A 13,906-nucleotide genomic window follows, 5' to 3' on the forward strand; every position below is an offset into this window, starting at 1 on the left:
GCGAGAGGCGGGCGGAAAACCGCACGCACTTTTCCTCATCTCGCTCGGATATTGGGGCGCTTTGCTCTGGCGTTTGCCGGAGGGCTTTCGTGCGCCCGCAAGAGGGCCAGACATGCGAAAGACCTTGCCGATCCACGTCATGCGCGCGTCGCGCCACGCGCTCTCCGTAACCACCGTCCTGGCCGCAAGCACTGCCGCCGTATTCCTTTCGCCGACTGCGGCCTACGCGCAGTCGGCCGAAAGCCAGAAGACGACACGGCTGGAAAAGATCGAGGTGACCGCCGGCAAGACAGCCGCGACGATCGCTGAGGATAACGACACAATCGTGCCGACGCGCAACGTCTCGGCGCTGAAGACCGATACGCCGCTGATTGAAACGCCCCGCTCCGTCTCGGTGGTCACGCGCAAGGAACTCGAAGAGCGCGGCGTGCAGGACATGATCCAGGCGACGCGTTATGCCGCCGGCGTCACGACCGGCGCCTTCGGCTTCGATCCGCGCTTCGACCAGATCTACATCCGCGGCTTCGAGACGACGACGACCGGTGACTTCCGCGATGGCCTGCGCCAGCCCTACATGAACTACGGCACCTTCCCGACGGAGGTCTATGGCCTCGAGCGGATCGAGATCGTCAAGGGCCCGGTCTCGGTCATGTACGGTGCGGCCGGCGTCGGCGGCATCGTCAATCGCATATCGAAGATGCCCGAGGAGGAGACGCACCGCGAGGTCGAGCTGCAATATGGCACGATCGGACGCACCCAGGCCGCCTTCGACATCGGCGGGCCGGCAATGGCCGATGGCGATTTTCTCTATCGCATCGTCGGGCTCCTGAGGAACGGCGAGACCAGCTACGACGTCGCCGACGACCGCTACCTGCTGCAGCCCTCCTTTACCTGGAAGCCGGACGAAGGCACGTCGCTGACCGTCTATGGCCTCGGGCAGAAGGGTGAGAGCGATGCCAGCCCGCGGGTGCTTGAACATGATGGCCGGCTGCTGCGCTACAGCGACCCGGACTACGACTATCAGAAGGTTCGGCAGTATCAGGCCGGCTACAAATTCGAGCACGAATTCGACAATGGCCTGACCTTCCGCCAGCACGGCCGCGTCAGCGATCTCGATCTGAGAGCCCGTTACCTGCAGTTCGGGACTGAGGTGGCACCCGACGTCTTCGATCGCTCGCCCGTCGCCATCAAGGACGACCAGCGCGCCTACCAGATCGACAATCAGCTCGAGGCCATCTTCGATACCGGCGCAGTCTCGCACACGCTCCTGACCGGCCTCGACTATACGTGGATCACCTCCGATTTCGGTCTCGGCTTCGGAGCCGTCGATCCGGCCTATCGTTTCGATCTCAACAACCCCACCTTTGGGATCAGCGGCCCGACGCCTGCGCTCACCAGCTTCAGCGGGCGGGATCTTCGGCAGACCGGCATCTACATCCAGGACCAGGCGGAGTTCGGCAACTGGCGCGCCGTCGGCGGCCTTCGTTATGACTGGGTCGACCAGACGAGCACCGACAAGAACATCGGCGTCGTCGACCGCAAGGACGATGGCGAACTCACCGGCCAGGCTGGTCTTCTCTATCTCTTCGACAGTGGCATCGCACCCTATGCCAGCTACAGCACCTCCTTCGTGCCGCGCACCGAACTTTCGGCCGACGGCAGAGTGCTTGATCCGACGACCGGCGAGCAGATCGAGCTTGGCGTGAAGTACCAGCCGGAGGGCGAGACCTATTCGCTGAGTGCGGCCTACTACCGGATCGTCGAGACCGGTGCTGCGCAATATGTATCGGACGCTTCGCTACCCGCCGGCTACTACTACAAATCGGCAGGCGAGGTGACGACCAACGGCTTCGAGCTGGAAGGACGCCGGGAATTCGATAACGGCCTGAGCTTCATCGCCGCCTACACCTACAACGACGCCGAAATCACCGGAAATGTCGACCCGTCGCTGATCGGCAACGTGCCGTCGACGAAGCCGCGCCATGTCGCATCGCTGTGGGTGAACTATCTGCTGCCCGACGACACGCAGCTTGCGGGTTTGAGCCTCGGCGGCGGGGTGCGCCTGGCATCAAGCTCCTACACATCCGATGCTAATACCGCCAAGAACGGTGGTGCCGTCTATTTCGACGCCTCGATCGCCTACGACTTCGGCGTCAAGAATCCGGAGCTTGACGGACTGTCGCTCGCCGTCAGCGCCACCAATCTCGGCGATCGCCGCGAAGAGGTCTGCACCGATGGCTATTGCTATTTCGGCCAGGGCCGCACGGTGCTCGGTTCGCTCAAATATCGGTGGTAGCGGCCGGAAGCCGTTGCTTACTTCAAGCAAAGCGGCCGGCGAGCGCGCCGGCCCGGCGGATCATCGCCTGCAGATTCTCGCGGATGCGGGCTTCGACGAGCTCTGCCACTTCCGGGTACTCTTCCAGCATGCGACGGAAGAGCGGCCGGTTGATGCGGATGACCTCGCTATCCTCCTCGGCGGTCGCCGTGAACTTCCGTTCGACCATCGAGATCAGCGCCAGTTCCGACAGCAGCGCCCCGCGGCCGACCGTCGAAACCGTCGCCTCGGAACCATCGACACCAACTTTCGACAAGGAGAGGCTGCCGCTCGCAATCGCAAAGGCGCAATCCGCCGGCGCCCCTTCGCGAAACAGTTCCTGCCCCTTGAAGATCCGACGTCGCTCCGCTCCAAAGGCGATCAGCCGCAGCTTGTCCTCGCTGATATCGGCAAACAGCGGGACGTTGGACAGAAGCACGATATCGTCGTTGAGCGCCAAACGGCTAACCTCCCGAAATCACGGCACCCGACCCCAAGCGAGCCGGATCGCGCACGATCAGTCTAGATGACATGGAGCAGGATTCGGGCGGCAAACCGCTTCGCACCTTCCCCACCCCGGCTACGGTACGATCTTGTAGCCGCCGTTCTCTGTCACCAAAATCTCGGCATTGGAAGGGTCCCGCTCGATTTTCTGGCGCAGCCGGTAGACGTGGGTTTCGAGCGTGTGTGTCGTGACGCCGGAATTGTAGCCCCAGACCTCTTCCAAGAGCACGTCGCGCGTCACCACTTTCTGGTCGGCGCGGTAGAGGTAGCGGATGATCGCCGCTTCCTTCTCGGTGAGGCGGATCTTCTGGCCGTTTTCCAGCGTCAGCAGCTTCTGGCTGGGCTTGAACGTATAGGGCCCGACGCTGAAGGTCGCATCCTCGCTCTGTTCATGCTGGCGCAACTGCGCACGGATACGGGCAAGCAGCACGGCGAAGCGGAACGGCTTCGTGACATAGTCGTTGGCGCCGGCCTCGAGACCGAGGATCGTATCCGAATCGGTGTCGTGCCCGGTCAGCATGATGATCGGCGCCTTGAAGCCGCCCTTGCGCAGAAGCTTCACCGCCTCTCGGCCATCCATGTCGGGCAAGCCGACATCCATGATCAAGAGGTCCACCTGCTGCGCCCGCGCGGTCTGGATGCCCTTGCCGGCGGTCGCTTCCTGGATGAGATCGAACTCTTCGTAGAGCGAGAGTTGCTCGACCAATGTTTCGCGCAGGTCATTGTCGTCATCGACAAGAAGAATGGTACGGGTCGCCATGGGACAATTCCTGTTTGCTTCCGTTTTCAAACTAGCTCAAATGCCCATGTTGGCAAGCGAGCCAGCGTCGGTAAGTCCTTATACCTGCAACCGTGCTTATGGTGCCGCCCAAATCACGGGCAAAGCAAAAATCCGTGAGAATGATGCGCAAGAAAACGTCGGGAAAAAGACCAGCCCAGTCCATCATCACAGTCCGCCCGGCGCCGCGCGATCGAAAGCGGGCCCTGGTGTGTTTCGATGGCCGCGTCGAGCAGGCGGCGATCGGACGAAGCGGCATTACCAGCCTGAAGCGTGAAGGCGACGGCGCGACGCCGCGTGCCGCCATGAAGGTGATCGGCGGCTATGTCAGGCGCGATCGTCTCTTTCTGCCGCCGACACCACTGCCGACGCGAGCGACGCGCAAGGACATGCTCTGGTGCGACGCCCCAGGTCACGCCCAATACAATCGTCCGGTCATGGCACCTTTCTCACCGAGCCACGAAGAGATGATGCGCGAAGACGGGCTCTACGACATCTGCCTGGTGATGGACTGGAACCTCCTCGCACGCCGTCGAAATGCCGGTTCGGCGATCTTCTTCCACCTGATCCGGCCGGGTTATGAACCGACGCAGGGCTGCGTCGCGGTCAGCCTGCCCGCCATGTCGCGGCTGATGCCTCATATGCGGCGCGGCACCGTCGTGCGGGTGCTTTGATCCAGGCCTGCAAACAACTCAGTCGAGCGAGCGCGGGGTCACAAAACGCGCGAGTTTGGCGCCGCCGGGCATAAGCTCACGCCAGCCCACAGCTTCGAACTCGAGCACCGCAAGGGCGGCCGTCGGAAACTTGTCCGCCATGCGTATGCGCAGATCCGCATCGCCGGAGCCGACGAGTTCGTGCGCCAGATCTTCCATGCCGGGATTATGGCCGACGATCAGCAAAGTCCTGACAGCCGGATCCGTCGCGCGCAGAACGCTCAGGATCTGCGAGGCGCCCACCTCGTAGATCGCACGGGTATTCTCGACCGCGACCTCGGACGACAGGGCGGACGCCACCAATTGCCAGGTCTCTTGCGCGCGCTTGGCGGTCGAAACCAGTGCAAGATCCGGCACGAGCTTATGCCGGGCTATGTACTTTCCCATCAGCGGCGCCGCCTTGCGGCCGCGCTCGCCGAGCGGACGATTGATGTCGGCAACACCATCCGGCCAGGCGGACTTGGCATGGCGCAACAGCATCAGGCAGTAGCTTTGTACAGGCAGATCGTCGCTCATCCGTCGTCCTCCCAAACGCCCTTCGGCCAACCGTTCCTACTGCATGTTTCCTTTAATCGTAGCCGATTTAAGGACAAAAACATGCAGCAATTCAAAGTGCTACAGCGACCTTTGCGCGTCTGATAAGACGCCCGGCGCTGTAGACTTGTGAGCAGGCAGCTTAGCGCAATTCGCCGATCCGCGCGGAGCGCTGACGTGCGGACAAACAAAAAAGGCCGCCCCGAAGGGCGGCCATTTGCGCCGGAAAAGCTCAAATCCGGCTTATTTCCATTCGCGGATGTCGACGAAGTGACCCGAAACCGCAGCGGCCGCCGCCATTGCCGGCGAGACCAGATGCGTGCGCCCCTTGAAGCCCTGACGTCCCTCGAAGTTGCGGTTCGACGTGGACGCGCAACGCTCGCCCGGCTTCAGCCGGTCGTCGTTCATCGCCAGGCACATGGAGCAGCCCGGCTCGCGCCAGTCGAAGCCGGCTTCCTTGAAGATCTTGTCGAGGCCTTCGGCTTCCGCCTGTTCCTTGACGAGGCCCGAGCCCGGAACGATCATTGCCGAAACCGTCGAAGCAACCTTGCGGCCTTCCACCACCTTGGCAACTTCACGCAGGTCCTCGATGCGGCCGTTGGTGCAGGAGCCGATGAAGACGCGGTCGATACCGATGTCGGTGATCTTGGTACCCGGCTTCAGGCCCATATAGTCGAGCGCACGCCACTTGGAGGCGCGCTTGGTTTCTTCCTGGATCTCGTCCGGGTTGGGAACGATACCCTGAACCGAAATCACGTCTTCCGGAGAGGAACCCCAGGAAACGATCGGCGGCAGGTTGGCAGCATCGAGCACGACGACGCGATCATAATGGGCGCCCTCGTCCGTGTGCAGCGTCTTCCAGTAGTCGAGCGCCATGTCCCAGGCCTTGCCCTTCGGCGCGCGCGGCTTGTCCTTGATATAGGCAAACGTCGTCTCGTCCGGCGCGATCAGGCCGGCGCGGGCGCCGCCTTCGATCGTCATGTTGCAGATGGTCATGCGACCTTCCATCGACAGCGAGCGGATCGCTTCGCCGGCAAATTCGATGACGTGGCCGGTACCGCCGGCCGTGCCGATCTCGCCGATGATGGCAAGAATGATGTCCTTGGCGGTGACGCCGGGCGGAAGCTGGCCGTCGACGCGCACCAGCATGTTCTTCGCCTTCTTCTGGATCAGCGTCTGGGTGGCGAGCACGTGCTCGACCTCGGACGTGCCGATGCCGTGCGCCAGCGAACCGAAGGCGCCGTGCGTCGAAGTGTGGCTGTCACCGCAGACGATGGTCATGCCCGGCAGGGTGAAGCCCTGCTCCGGGCCGACGATGTGCACGATGCCCTGGCGCTTGTCGTTCTCGGAGTAGTATTCGACGCCGAACTCGGCGGCGTTCTTGGCCAGCGCCTCGACCTGGATGCGGCTTTCCTCGTTCTTGATGCCGAGGTGGCGGTCAGGCGAGGTCGGAACGTTGTGGTCGACGACGGCAAGCGTCTTTTCCGGGGCGCGGACCTGGCGGCCGGCCATGCGCAGGCCTTCGAAGGCCTGCGGGCTCGTCACTTCGTGAACGAGGTGACGGTCGATGTAGAGAAGACAGGTGCCGTCTTCCTGTTCGTTGACCAGGTGGTCGTCCCAGATTTTGTCATAGAGGGTACGCGGTGCGCTCATGGCGGTATATCCATCGAGTTTTTCAAAAGGTAGGGAAAGCCGGCGGCAGGGCGGCCGGAAACACTGATCAGCAGATCAGGATAGGCGGCTTGTGAGCGCCCCGTGGACGCGCGCAAAGAAGCGTGCCGGCAGGCGCTTGTGATCCTGCAGCACGACGATTTTCTGTTCGCGACATCCGAATTTGGATTCCATGAGCGCGTTCATATCAATTTTTTGACAGGTCGGCAATTGGCGTGATCGCGCTCAGCGGGCCTCCGCGCGCCGCAGCCGCCGCTCCAGACCCCGCAATCCCAGCGACAGACCAATAGTCAGCACCAGATAGACATAGGCGACGATCGAATAGGTCTCGAAGAAGCGAAAGGAACCGGAAGCATAGACCTTGCCCATCTGCGTAATGTCGGCGACGCCGAGCACCGAGACGAGCGAGGAATCCTTGACCATGGCGATGAAGTCGTTGCCAAGAGGCGGCAGGATCACCCGGATTGCCTGCGGAAAGACGACCAGGCGAAAGCGCTGGTAGCGCGAGAGCCCGAGCGCCTTGGCCGCCTCGATCTGTCCCTTGTCGACCGAGAGGATGCCGGCCCGGAACACTTCGGCAATGAAGGCGGAATAGCCGATCATCAAGGCGATGATCGCCCGCCACATCAGCGATATGTCGCGAACGACGAAGGGCTCGATCCAGCCGGCGCCGATCAACGGCGCGCAGATGAAATTGGCGGCGACGACAAGCGCCGGCGCCCCGACGAAGGCGATATAGAAGAGAAGCACAAGGATCGGCACACCGCGAATGATCTCGGTGTAGAAGCGCGCGATCTGCCGGAGCGACGAGTGCTCGGACAGCGCCATCAGCGCAATACCGAGGCCGAGCGTCGTCGCCAGCACAAAGCCCATGAGCGTTACGAAGACGGTGACGCCAAGGCCTTTGAAGACGACGGTGAAGACCTCGGAGAAGATGTCATTGCTGACGATCACGGCGGCAAGCGCCACCGCGATCACAAGAAGGGCGACCAACCACCAGGGATAGTCGCCCTTGCCGGACATGTCAGGAGATTGCGGAGCGGCCATAGCCTCGGATCAGCCGCCCATTTTGTATTCGAGGAACCACTTCTTATCGAGGGCATCGAAGGTGCCGTCTTCCTTCAACGCCTTGATCGCGGCGTTGACCGGAGCGACGAGGTCCGAGCCCTTCGGGAAGATGAAGCCGAAATCCTCGGTGCCGAGCGGACCGCCGACGACCTTGAGCTTGCCTTCGGAGGAATCGACATAACCCTTGGCGGCGACGCTGTCGGTCAGAACCACGTCGACGTCGCCGGCCTTCAGCGCCTGGACAGTCGCACCGAAGGTCTCGAACAGCTTGATGCGTGGGTTCTGCTCGTTGCCGTCGAGCATTTCGTAGACGGCGGTGTAGAACGGCGAGGTGCCCGGCTGTGCGCCGACGAGACCGTCGGCAAAGGCGCCGAAGCTCTTGCCGTCGTTGAAACGGTTTTCATCGCTGCGCACCAGCATGAACTGCTGCGAGCGCATGTAGGGGTCCGAGAAGTCGACCTTCTCCTTGCGGTCGTCCTTGATGGTGATGCCGGTCATGCCGATCTGGTACTGGCCGTCATGCACTGCCTGGATCATCGCGTCCCAGCTGGTGTTCTGGTATTCGACCTTGAAATTCAACCGCTTGGCGATCTCGTTCATGGCGTCGTATTCCCAGCCTTTGGCCTCGCCGGTCTTGGGGTCGACGAACTGCAGCGGCGGGTAAGCGTTCTCCGTGACGACGACAACCGTCTTGCCGCCGAGATCGGGCAGATCGCTGGCAACAGCCGGTGCAGAAAATGCGAAAGGAACGGCAAGTGCAGCTGCGATGCCCGCAAGCACGTGGCGACGGATTGTCATTGGAGGGCTCCCGAAAAGTGTGGCAGCGGAAAATGTCACAAATTCCGTCGGAAAGACAAGCGCATAGTACCAAAAAAGAAAGGCGGCCCGAGGCCGCCTTTCCAACAATCCGAATGGATTGAAATCTTATTCCGCTGCAGCTTCTGCTGCCTTGGCTTCGGCGGCTTCTGCAGCGGCCTTGGCTTCTGCTGCTTCGGCTGCTGCCTTTTCGGCGGCGAGAGCCTGAGCTGCTGCGATCTTTTCAGCTTCGATGCGTGCCTTTTCCTCGGCAACGGCCTGGCGCTCGGCGTCGTTCAGCTTGCGGGCGCGCGTACCGGTGTTCTCGACGATACGAGCCGACTTGCCGCGACGATCGCGCAGGTAGTAGAGCTTGGCGCGACGGACCTTACCGCGGCGAACAACTTCGACGCTTTCGACGAGCGGAGAGTAAACCGGGAATACGCGCTCGACGCCTTCGCCGTAGGAGATCTTGCGAACGGTGAAGCTTTCGTTGATGCCGCCGCCCGAACGAGCGATGCAGACGCCTTCATAGGCCTGAACGCGGGTACGGCTGCCTTCGACAACGCGGACGTTGACGCGCAGCGTGTCGCCGGCGGAGAATTCGGGGAGCGTGCGCTTGGCGGCAATCTTGGCGGCCTGTTCGGCTTCCAGCTGCTGGATGATGTTCATCGGTCTAACCTTTCAAGTTCTTCTGAAACAGCCAGAGCGCTCTCGATGAACCTGTCGGGCTTGCCTTCAGGTCTTGCCGGAAACCGGCAGGAGCGGATTCGCCATTCTTTGTTTTGGTCGACGGGCACAGAACCCGAACCGGGCCGGCACATACACCAATCGATCCGCCTTGTCATCCCCGGAGGCCATATTTTCTCGGCGATCCGCGGCAAGAAACGCCTTTCTATCAGAAAACCCGGATGGATGCATGCTCGATTGTCCGAGCGGACGGGCTTGCGGCCATCCCTGCCACCGGCTATCCCGAGCGTGGTGGGTCGGGGGAGACCATGCATATCTTTGAAGTGCTCATGCTGTTTGCGGCCGGCTTCCTGTCCGGCGTCGTCAATGCCATCGCCGGCGGCGGAACGTTCCTGACCTTCGGGGCGATGACGCTTGGCGGCCTGTCGCCGATCGTCGCCAACGCGACCTCGTCGATCATCCAGTTCCCGGGCTACATCACCTCGGCACTCGCCTATGCCAAGGAGATCCGCGCCGACAGACGATACGCCGTCCTGCTCGGCGTGATCTCGGCGCTCGGCGGCCTTGCCGGCGCACTGCTTCTCATCTCGCTTTCCAACGCCTCCTTTCGTACTCTGGTGCCCTGGCTGCTGCTCGCCGCGACGGCGATCTTCGCCGCCGGGCCGCTCTTGAAGCCCAAGGCGCGCGTCGACGAGCATGCGATCAATCCGGCCGGCATCGGCGCCCAGTTCGTCACATCAATCTATGGCGGCTTCTTCGGCGCCGGCATGGGCATCATGATGCTGGCGGTACTGGGGCTGGCGACCGGTGGCGGCTATCACCGGCTGAACGCGCTCAAGAACTTCATCTCGATCGTGATTGCGGCCATCGCCATCGTCGTCTTCGCCGCCGGCGGCGTCGTCTCCTGGCTGCATGCGGCAATCATGGTGCCGGGGGCGGCACTTGGCGGCTACAGCGGCGTCTGGGCGGCCCGGAGGGTACCCCAAGCCGTCATCCGCGCGCTGGTGGTCGCCGTCGGCCTGCTGCTTGCCGCCTATTATTTCTTCACGGGCTGATCGAGAAGGTCGGGCCTGCGCTCGGCCGTCAGACGCCGCGCCTCTGCCTCGCGCCATTTGGCAATGGCGCCGTGATTGCCCGAGGTCAGCACCGGCGGGATCTCGCGGCCCTCGAAGATCTGAGGGCGGGTATAGTGCGGATGTTCGAGCAGACCGCCTTCGAAGCTTTCATGCACGCCTGAAAGCTCGTTGCCCATGACACCCGGCAGGATGCGCACCACGGCATCGAGAAGCGTCAGCGCTGCCGGCTCGCCGCCCGAAAGAATATAGTCGCCTATGGAAACCTCTTCGAGGCCGCGGGCATCGATCACCCGCTGGTCGACGCCTTCGAAGCGTCCGCAGACGATGACGACACCAGGACCATCAGCGAGCTGACGCACCCGCTCTTGCGTCAGCGGGCGACCGCGCGGGCTCATCAACAACCGTGGACGGTCGTCACCCTCAGAGACATGGTCGATCGCGCGGGCGAGCACGTCCGGCTTCAGCACCATGCCGGCTCCGCCGCCGGCCGGCGTGTCGTCGACGGTGCGGTGCTTGTCCTCGGCGAAATCGCGGATCTGCACCGGCTCGATCGACCATTGGCCGCGCTCCAGCGCCTTACCCGAAAGGGACGCGCCGAGATGGCCCGGAAACATTTCGGGATAGAGCGTCAGGACAGTCGCGCGAAAAGTCATCACCGCATCGCTCACTTGCGCTTGGCGGAAAACGGATTGCCCGAATCCTGGTCCTTGTCCTCGGAAAGACCGGCAGCCACCGGATCGACCAGCAGCTTGCCCGCTTCCAGGTCGATCTCCAGCACTGACCATTCGGTGAAGGGGATCAGCACCGGGCGCCGGCCAGGACCCTTCAGCTCCAGAAGATCGCCGGCGCCGAAATCGTAAACGCCGCTGACCTTGCCATAGCTGGTGCCATTGCCGTCGATCGCTTCCAGCCCTTCGAGATCGGCATAGAAGAACTCGTCCTCGTCGAGGTCGTCGTCGGGCAGGTTGTCCCGCTCGATGAACAGCTCAAGACCATTGAGCGCCTCGGCGGCGTTGCGATCGTTGACACCACGGAAGCGCACGATGACGACGTTCTTCGCCTCGCGGATTTCCAGCACCTCGAAAACACGTCCGTCGGCGCTGTGCAAATTGCCGTAGTCGCCGAGCGCCGTCGGGTCGTCGGTAAAGGATTTGACCCTGACCTCGCCGCGCAAGCCTTGCGCCGCGCCGATCGTCGCCATCAGAACCGGGTTTTCGAGTTTGCTCATCGTCCGCGTCCATTTCGGGAGTTCAGGGTGCACATAACGGAAAACGGGCGGCATGGAAATGCCACCCGTTTCCTTAAAATCACGACAGGTTGGAAGCGGACGCGGACGGAAGCCCGTGCATCCTGCTTCAAACCATTTGCCGGCTATTATTCTGCGGCAGCTTCTGCAGCGGCAGCAGCGGCGTCTTCAGCCTTCTGCTTGGCTTCAGCAGCGCGCTCCTGAGCCTTCTTGCCCGGAACGGCCTTGGTCGGGTTGCTGCGAGCCGGACGCTTTGCGAGGCCAGCCTGGTCGAGGAAGCGCAGAACGCGGTCGGTCGGCTGGGCGCCCTGGGCGATCCAGTGAGCGATGCGCTCGGCGTCGAGCTCGACGCGCTTTTCGTCGTCCTTGCCGAGCATCGGGTTCCAGGAGCCGATCTTCTCGAGGAAGCGGCCGTCACGCGGGCTGCGGGCGTCAGCAACGACGATCTGGTAGTACGGACGCTTCTTGGAACCGCCACGGGCGAGACGAATTTTCAGTGCCATTTCAGTTACTCCTTGCAGGCTTTCTTGACCGCTTCGTTCAAGCGGAATGGTTTGTGCCGGCGTTACCCGCGGAATGCGAGCGATCGGCGGCGATGGCTTCATGATGCCGGATGACTTCCTTGATGATGAAGTTCAGGAACTTCTCGGCGAAATCCGGATCCAGATTGGCATCCTTGGCCAGGCGGCGCAGGCGTTCGATCTGGTATTCTTCGCGCGCCGGGTCGGCCGGCGGCAGATCATGCTTGGCCTTGAGAACGCCGACTGCCTGGGTGCAGCGGAAGCGTTCGGCCAGCATGTGGACGAGTGCGGCATCGATGTTGTCGATCGACTGCCGGTAACCCGCCAATTCCTGTTTGATTTCGGGATCAATCATCTCTCACCGATCCTCACTTCTTCTTCGGCAGGCCGGGAAGGCCGGGGAAACCGCCACCGAGGCCCGGAAGCTTGGCGCCGCCGAGACCCGGCAGGCCACCGCCGCCAAGACCCGGCATGCCGCCCGGCTTGAGGCCGGCTGCTTCCGCCTGCTTCTGCAGGGCCTCGAGCTGCTTCGGGTCGAGCTTCGACAGGTCGGGCACACCGCCGCCGCCGAGGCCACCAAGCCCCATCTTGTTGGCAAGGCCGCCCATCATCTGCTTCATCATGCCGCCTTTGCCCTTGCCACCCATCATCTTCATCATGTCCGCCATCTGGCGGTGCATCTTCAGAAGCTTGTTGATGTCGGCGGCATCGGTGCCGGAACCGGCGGCAATGCGCTTCTTGCGCGAATGCTTGAGCAGGTCCGGGTTGGCGCGCTCCGCCTTGGTCATCGAGGAGATGATGGCGATCTGGCGTCCGAACAGCTTATCGTCGAGACCGGCGGCGGCCATCTTGTCCTTCATGCCGGACATGCCGGGCATCAGGCCCATGATGCCGCCCATGCCGCCCATCTTCTGCATCTGGCCAAGCTGGTCGGCGAGGTCGTTCAGGTCGAACTTGCCCTTGGCCATCTTCGCGGCCATGGCGGCCGCTTTCTCGGCGTCGATGTTCTCGGCCGCCTTTTCGACCAGCGAGACAATGTCGCCCATGCCGAGAATGCGGTCGGCGACGCGGCGCGGATGGAACTCTTCGAGTTCGCCCATCTTTTCGCCGACGCCGATGAGCTTGATCGGCTTGCCGGTGACGGCACGCATCGAGAGCGCTGCACCGCCTCGGCCGTCACCGTCCATACGGGTGAGCACCAGGCCGGTGATGCCGACGCGTTCGTCGAAGTTGCGGGCAAGATTGACGGCGTCCTGACCGGTCAGCGCATCGGCGACGAGCAGGATTTCATGCGGATTGGACTTCCGCTTGATCTCCGCCATCTCGATCATCAGCGGCTCGTCGATATGGGTACGGCCGGCGGTGTCGAGGATGACGACGTCATGACCGCCGAGCTTGGCGGCCTGGACCGCGCGCGCGGCGATATCGGTCGGCGACTGGCCGGTAATAACAGGCAGCGTATCGACGCCGGTCTGCACGCCGAGCTGACGCAGCTGCTCCTGGGCAGCCGGGCGGCGCGTGTCGAGCGAAGCCATCAGGACCTTTTTCTTGTCCCTGGTCTTCATCCGGCTGGCGATCTTGCCGGTGGTGGTCGTCTTACCCGAGCCCTGCAGACCGACCATCATGATGACAACAGGCGCCGGAGCGTTGAGGTCGATGGTGACTCCCTCGGAGCCGAGCATCTCGATCAGCTGATCATGGACGATCTTGACGACCATCTGGCCAGGCTTGATCGATTTCAGGATCTCGGCGCCGACGGCCTTTTCGCGAACCTTTTCAGTGAAGGAGCGCACGACATCGAGCGCGACGTCGGCTTCGAGCAGCGCACGGCGAACCTCGCGAAGCGCAGCGGAAACATCGGCTTCCGACAATGCGCCGCGGCCGGTCAGTCCATTCAATATGGAACCAAGGCGGTCCTGGAGGCTCTCGAACATTCTCACTTCCTTCTGGTTTCCGGTGGCGATCAACTCGCCGGAAACGTGGGTTCCTTCGCGCA

The 13,906-nt window shown here is 62.6% G+C and carries 15 protein-coding genes; 3 read left to right on the forward strand and 12 right to left on the reverse strand.

The window, feature by feature from the left end; translation table 11 throughout:
* The first annotated feature begins 112 nt into the window (after positions 1-112).
* Positions 113-2,296 carry a TonB-dependent siderophore receptor gene (locus IB265_RS21410; RefSeq protein ID WP_192495160.1) on the forward strand — a complete coding sequence of 728 codons (2,184 nt, stop codon included), beginning with the start codon at positions 113-115 and terminating at the stop codon, positions 2,294-2,296.
* A 22-nt stretch (positions 2,297-2,318) separates the two neighbouring features.
* On the opposite strand, the gene IB265_RS21415 is transcribed toward IB265_RS21410, so the two are convergent.
* A complete protein-coding gene (locus tag IB265_RS21415; protein WP_057254930.1) occupies positions 2,319-2,774 on the reverse strand; it encodes a cyclic nucleotide-binding domain-containing protein in 456 nt (151 codons plus the stop codon).
* 120 nt (positions 2,775-2,894) lie between these two features.
* Complete coding sequence (locus IB265_RS21420) at positions 2,895-3,578, reverse strand: response regulator transcription factor (RefSeq protein ID WP_034802783.1); 684 nt, start codon at positions 3,576-3,578, stop codon at positions 2,895-2,897.
* A gap of 143 nt (positions 3,579-3,721) precedes the next feature.
* Between IB265_RS21420 and IB265_RS21425 the strand changes: the two genes are divergently transcribed.
* The gene (locus tag IB265_RS21425) at positions 3,722-4,270 is read left to right on the forward strand and encodes a L,D-transpeptidase (RefSeq protein ID WP_082616185.1); all 549 of its coding nucleotides are present in this window, start codon (positions 3,722-3,724) and stop codon (positions 4,268-4,270) included.
* An 18-nt stretch (positions 4,271-4,288) separates the two neighbouring features.
* Here the strand turns inward: IB265_RS21425 and IB265_RS21430 are convergent, their stop codons facing one another.
* The 5 genes from IB265_RS21430 to rplS form a co-directional block, all read right to left on the reverse strand.
* A complete protein-coding gene (locus tag IB265_RS21430) occupies positions 4,289-4,825 on the reverse strand; it encodes a histidine phosphatase family protein (RefSeq protein ID WP_057254928.1) in 537 nt (178 codons plus the stop codon).
* Positions 4,826-5,086: 261 nt separating this feature from the next.
* A complete protein-coding gene (gene leuC, locus IB265_RS21435; protein ID WP_057254927.1) occupies positions 5,087-6,496 on the reverse strand; it encodes a 3-isopropylmalate dehydratase large subunit in 1,410 nt (469 codons plus the stop codon).
* 243 nt (positions 6,497-6,739) lie between these two features.
* The gene (locus tag IB265_RS21440) at positions 6,740-7,561 is read right to left on the reverse strand and encodes an amino acid ABC transporter permease (RefSeq protein WP_057254926.1); all 822 of its coding nucleotides are present in this window, start codon (positions 7,559-7,561) and stop codon (positions 6,740-6,742) included.
* A gap of 9 nt (positions 7,562-7,570) precedes the next feature.
* On the reverse strand, positions 7,571-8,380 hold the full coding sequence (locus IB265_RS21445) for a basic amino acid ABC transporter substrate-binding protein (RefSeq protein ID WP_057254925.1): 810 nt from the start codon (positions 8,378-8,380) through the stop codon (positions 7,571-7,573).
* 126 nt (positions 8,381-8,506) lie between these two features.
* Positions 8,507-9,049: a 50S ribosomal protein L19 gene (gene rplS, locus IB265_RS21450; RefSeq protein WP_057254924.1), complete on the reverse strand. Its 543-nt coding sequence runs from the start codon at positions 9,047-9,049 to the stop codon at positions 8,507-8,509.
* A gap of 326 nt (positions 9,050-9,375) precedes the next feature.
* On the opposite strand from rplS, the gene IB265_RS21455 reads away from it, so the two are divergent.
* Positions 9,376-10,122, forward strand: coding sequence for a sulfite exporter TauE/SafE family protein (locus IB265_RS21455; protein ID WP_057255095.1), 747 nt, complete (start codon positions 9,376-9,378; stop codon positions 10,120-10,122).
* Here IB265_RS21455 and trmD read toward each other — a convergent pair.
* From trmD to ffh, 5 genes are all read right to left on the reverse strand, one after another.
* On the reverse strand, positions 10,104-10,796 hold the full coding sequence (gene trmD / locus IB265_RS21460; protein WP_057255094.1) for a tRNA (guanosine(37)-N1)-methyltransferase TrmD: 693 nt from the start codon (positions 10,794-10,796) through the stop codon (positions 10,104-10,106). The two genes, IB265_RS21455 and trmD, sit on opposite strands and share 19 nt — an antisense overlap.
* Before the next feature lie 11 nt (positions 10,797-10,807).
* Complete coding sequence (gene rimM, locus IB265_RS21465) at positions 10,808-11,371, reverse strand: ribosome maturation factor RimM (RefSeq protein WP_057254923.1); 564 nt, start codon at positions 11,369-11,371, stop codon at positions 10,808-10,810.
* Positions 11,372-11,517: 146 nt separating this feature from the next.
* Entirely contained in the window at positions 11,518-11,892 is a 375-nt protein-coding gene (gene rpsP, locus IB265_RS21470) for a 30S ribosomal protein S16 (RefSeq protein WP_057254922.1), read from the reverse strand.
* Positions 11,893-11,929: 37 nt separating this feature from the next.
* A complete protein-coding gene (locus tag IB265_RS21475; RefSeq protein ID WP_057254921.1) occupies positions 11,930-12,265 on the reverse strand; it encodes a chorismate mutase in 336 nt (111 codons plus the stop codon).
* Between the two features lie 13 nt (positions 12,266-12,278).
* Positions 12,279-13,844 carry a signal recognition particle protein gene (ffh, locus tag IB265_RS21480; protein ID WP_057255093.1) on the reverse strand — a complete coding sequence of 522 codons (1,566 nt, stop codon included), beginning with the start codon at positions 13,842-13,844 and terminating at the stop codon, positions 12,279-12,281.
* Positions 13,845-13,906 lie beyond the last annotated feature (62 nt).

It is taken from the genome of Ensifer sp. ENS10, from assembly GCF_014852025.1.
GTDB lineage: Bacteria > Pseudomonadota > Alphaproteobacteria > Rhizobiales > Rhizobiaceae > Ensifer.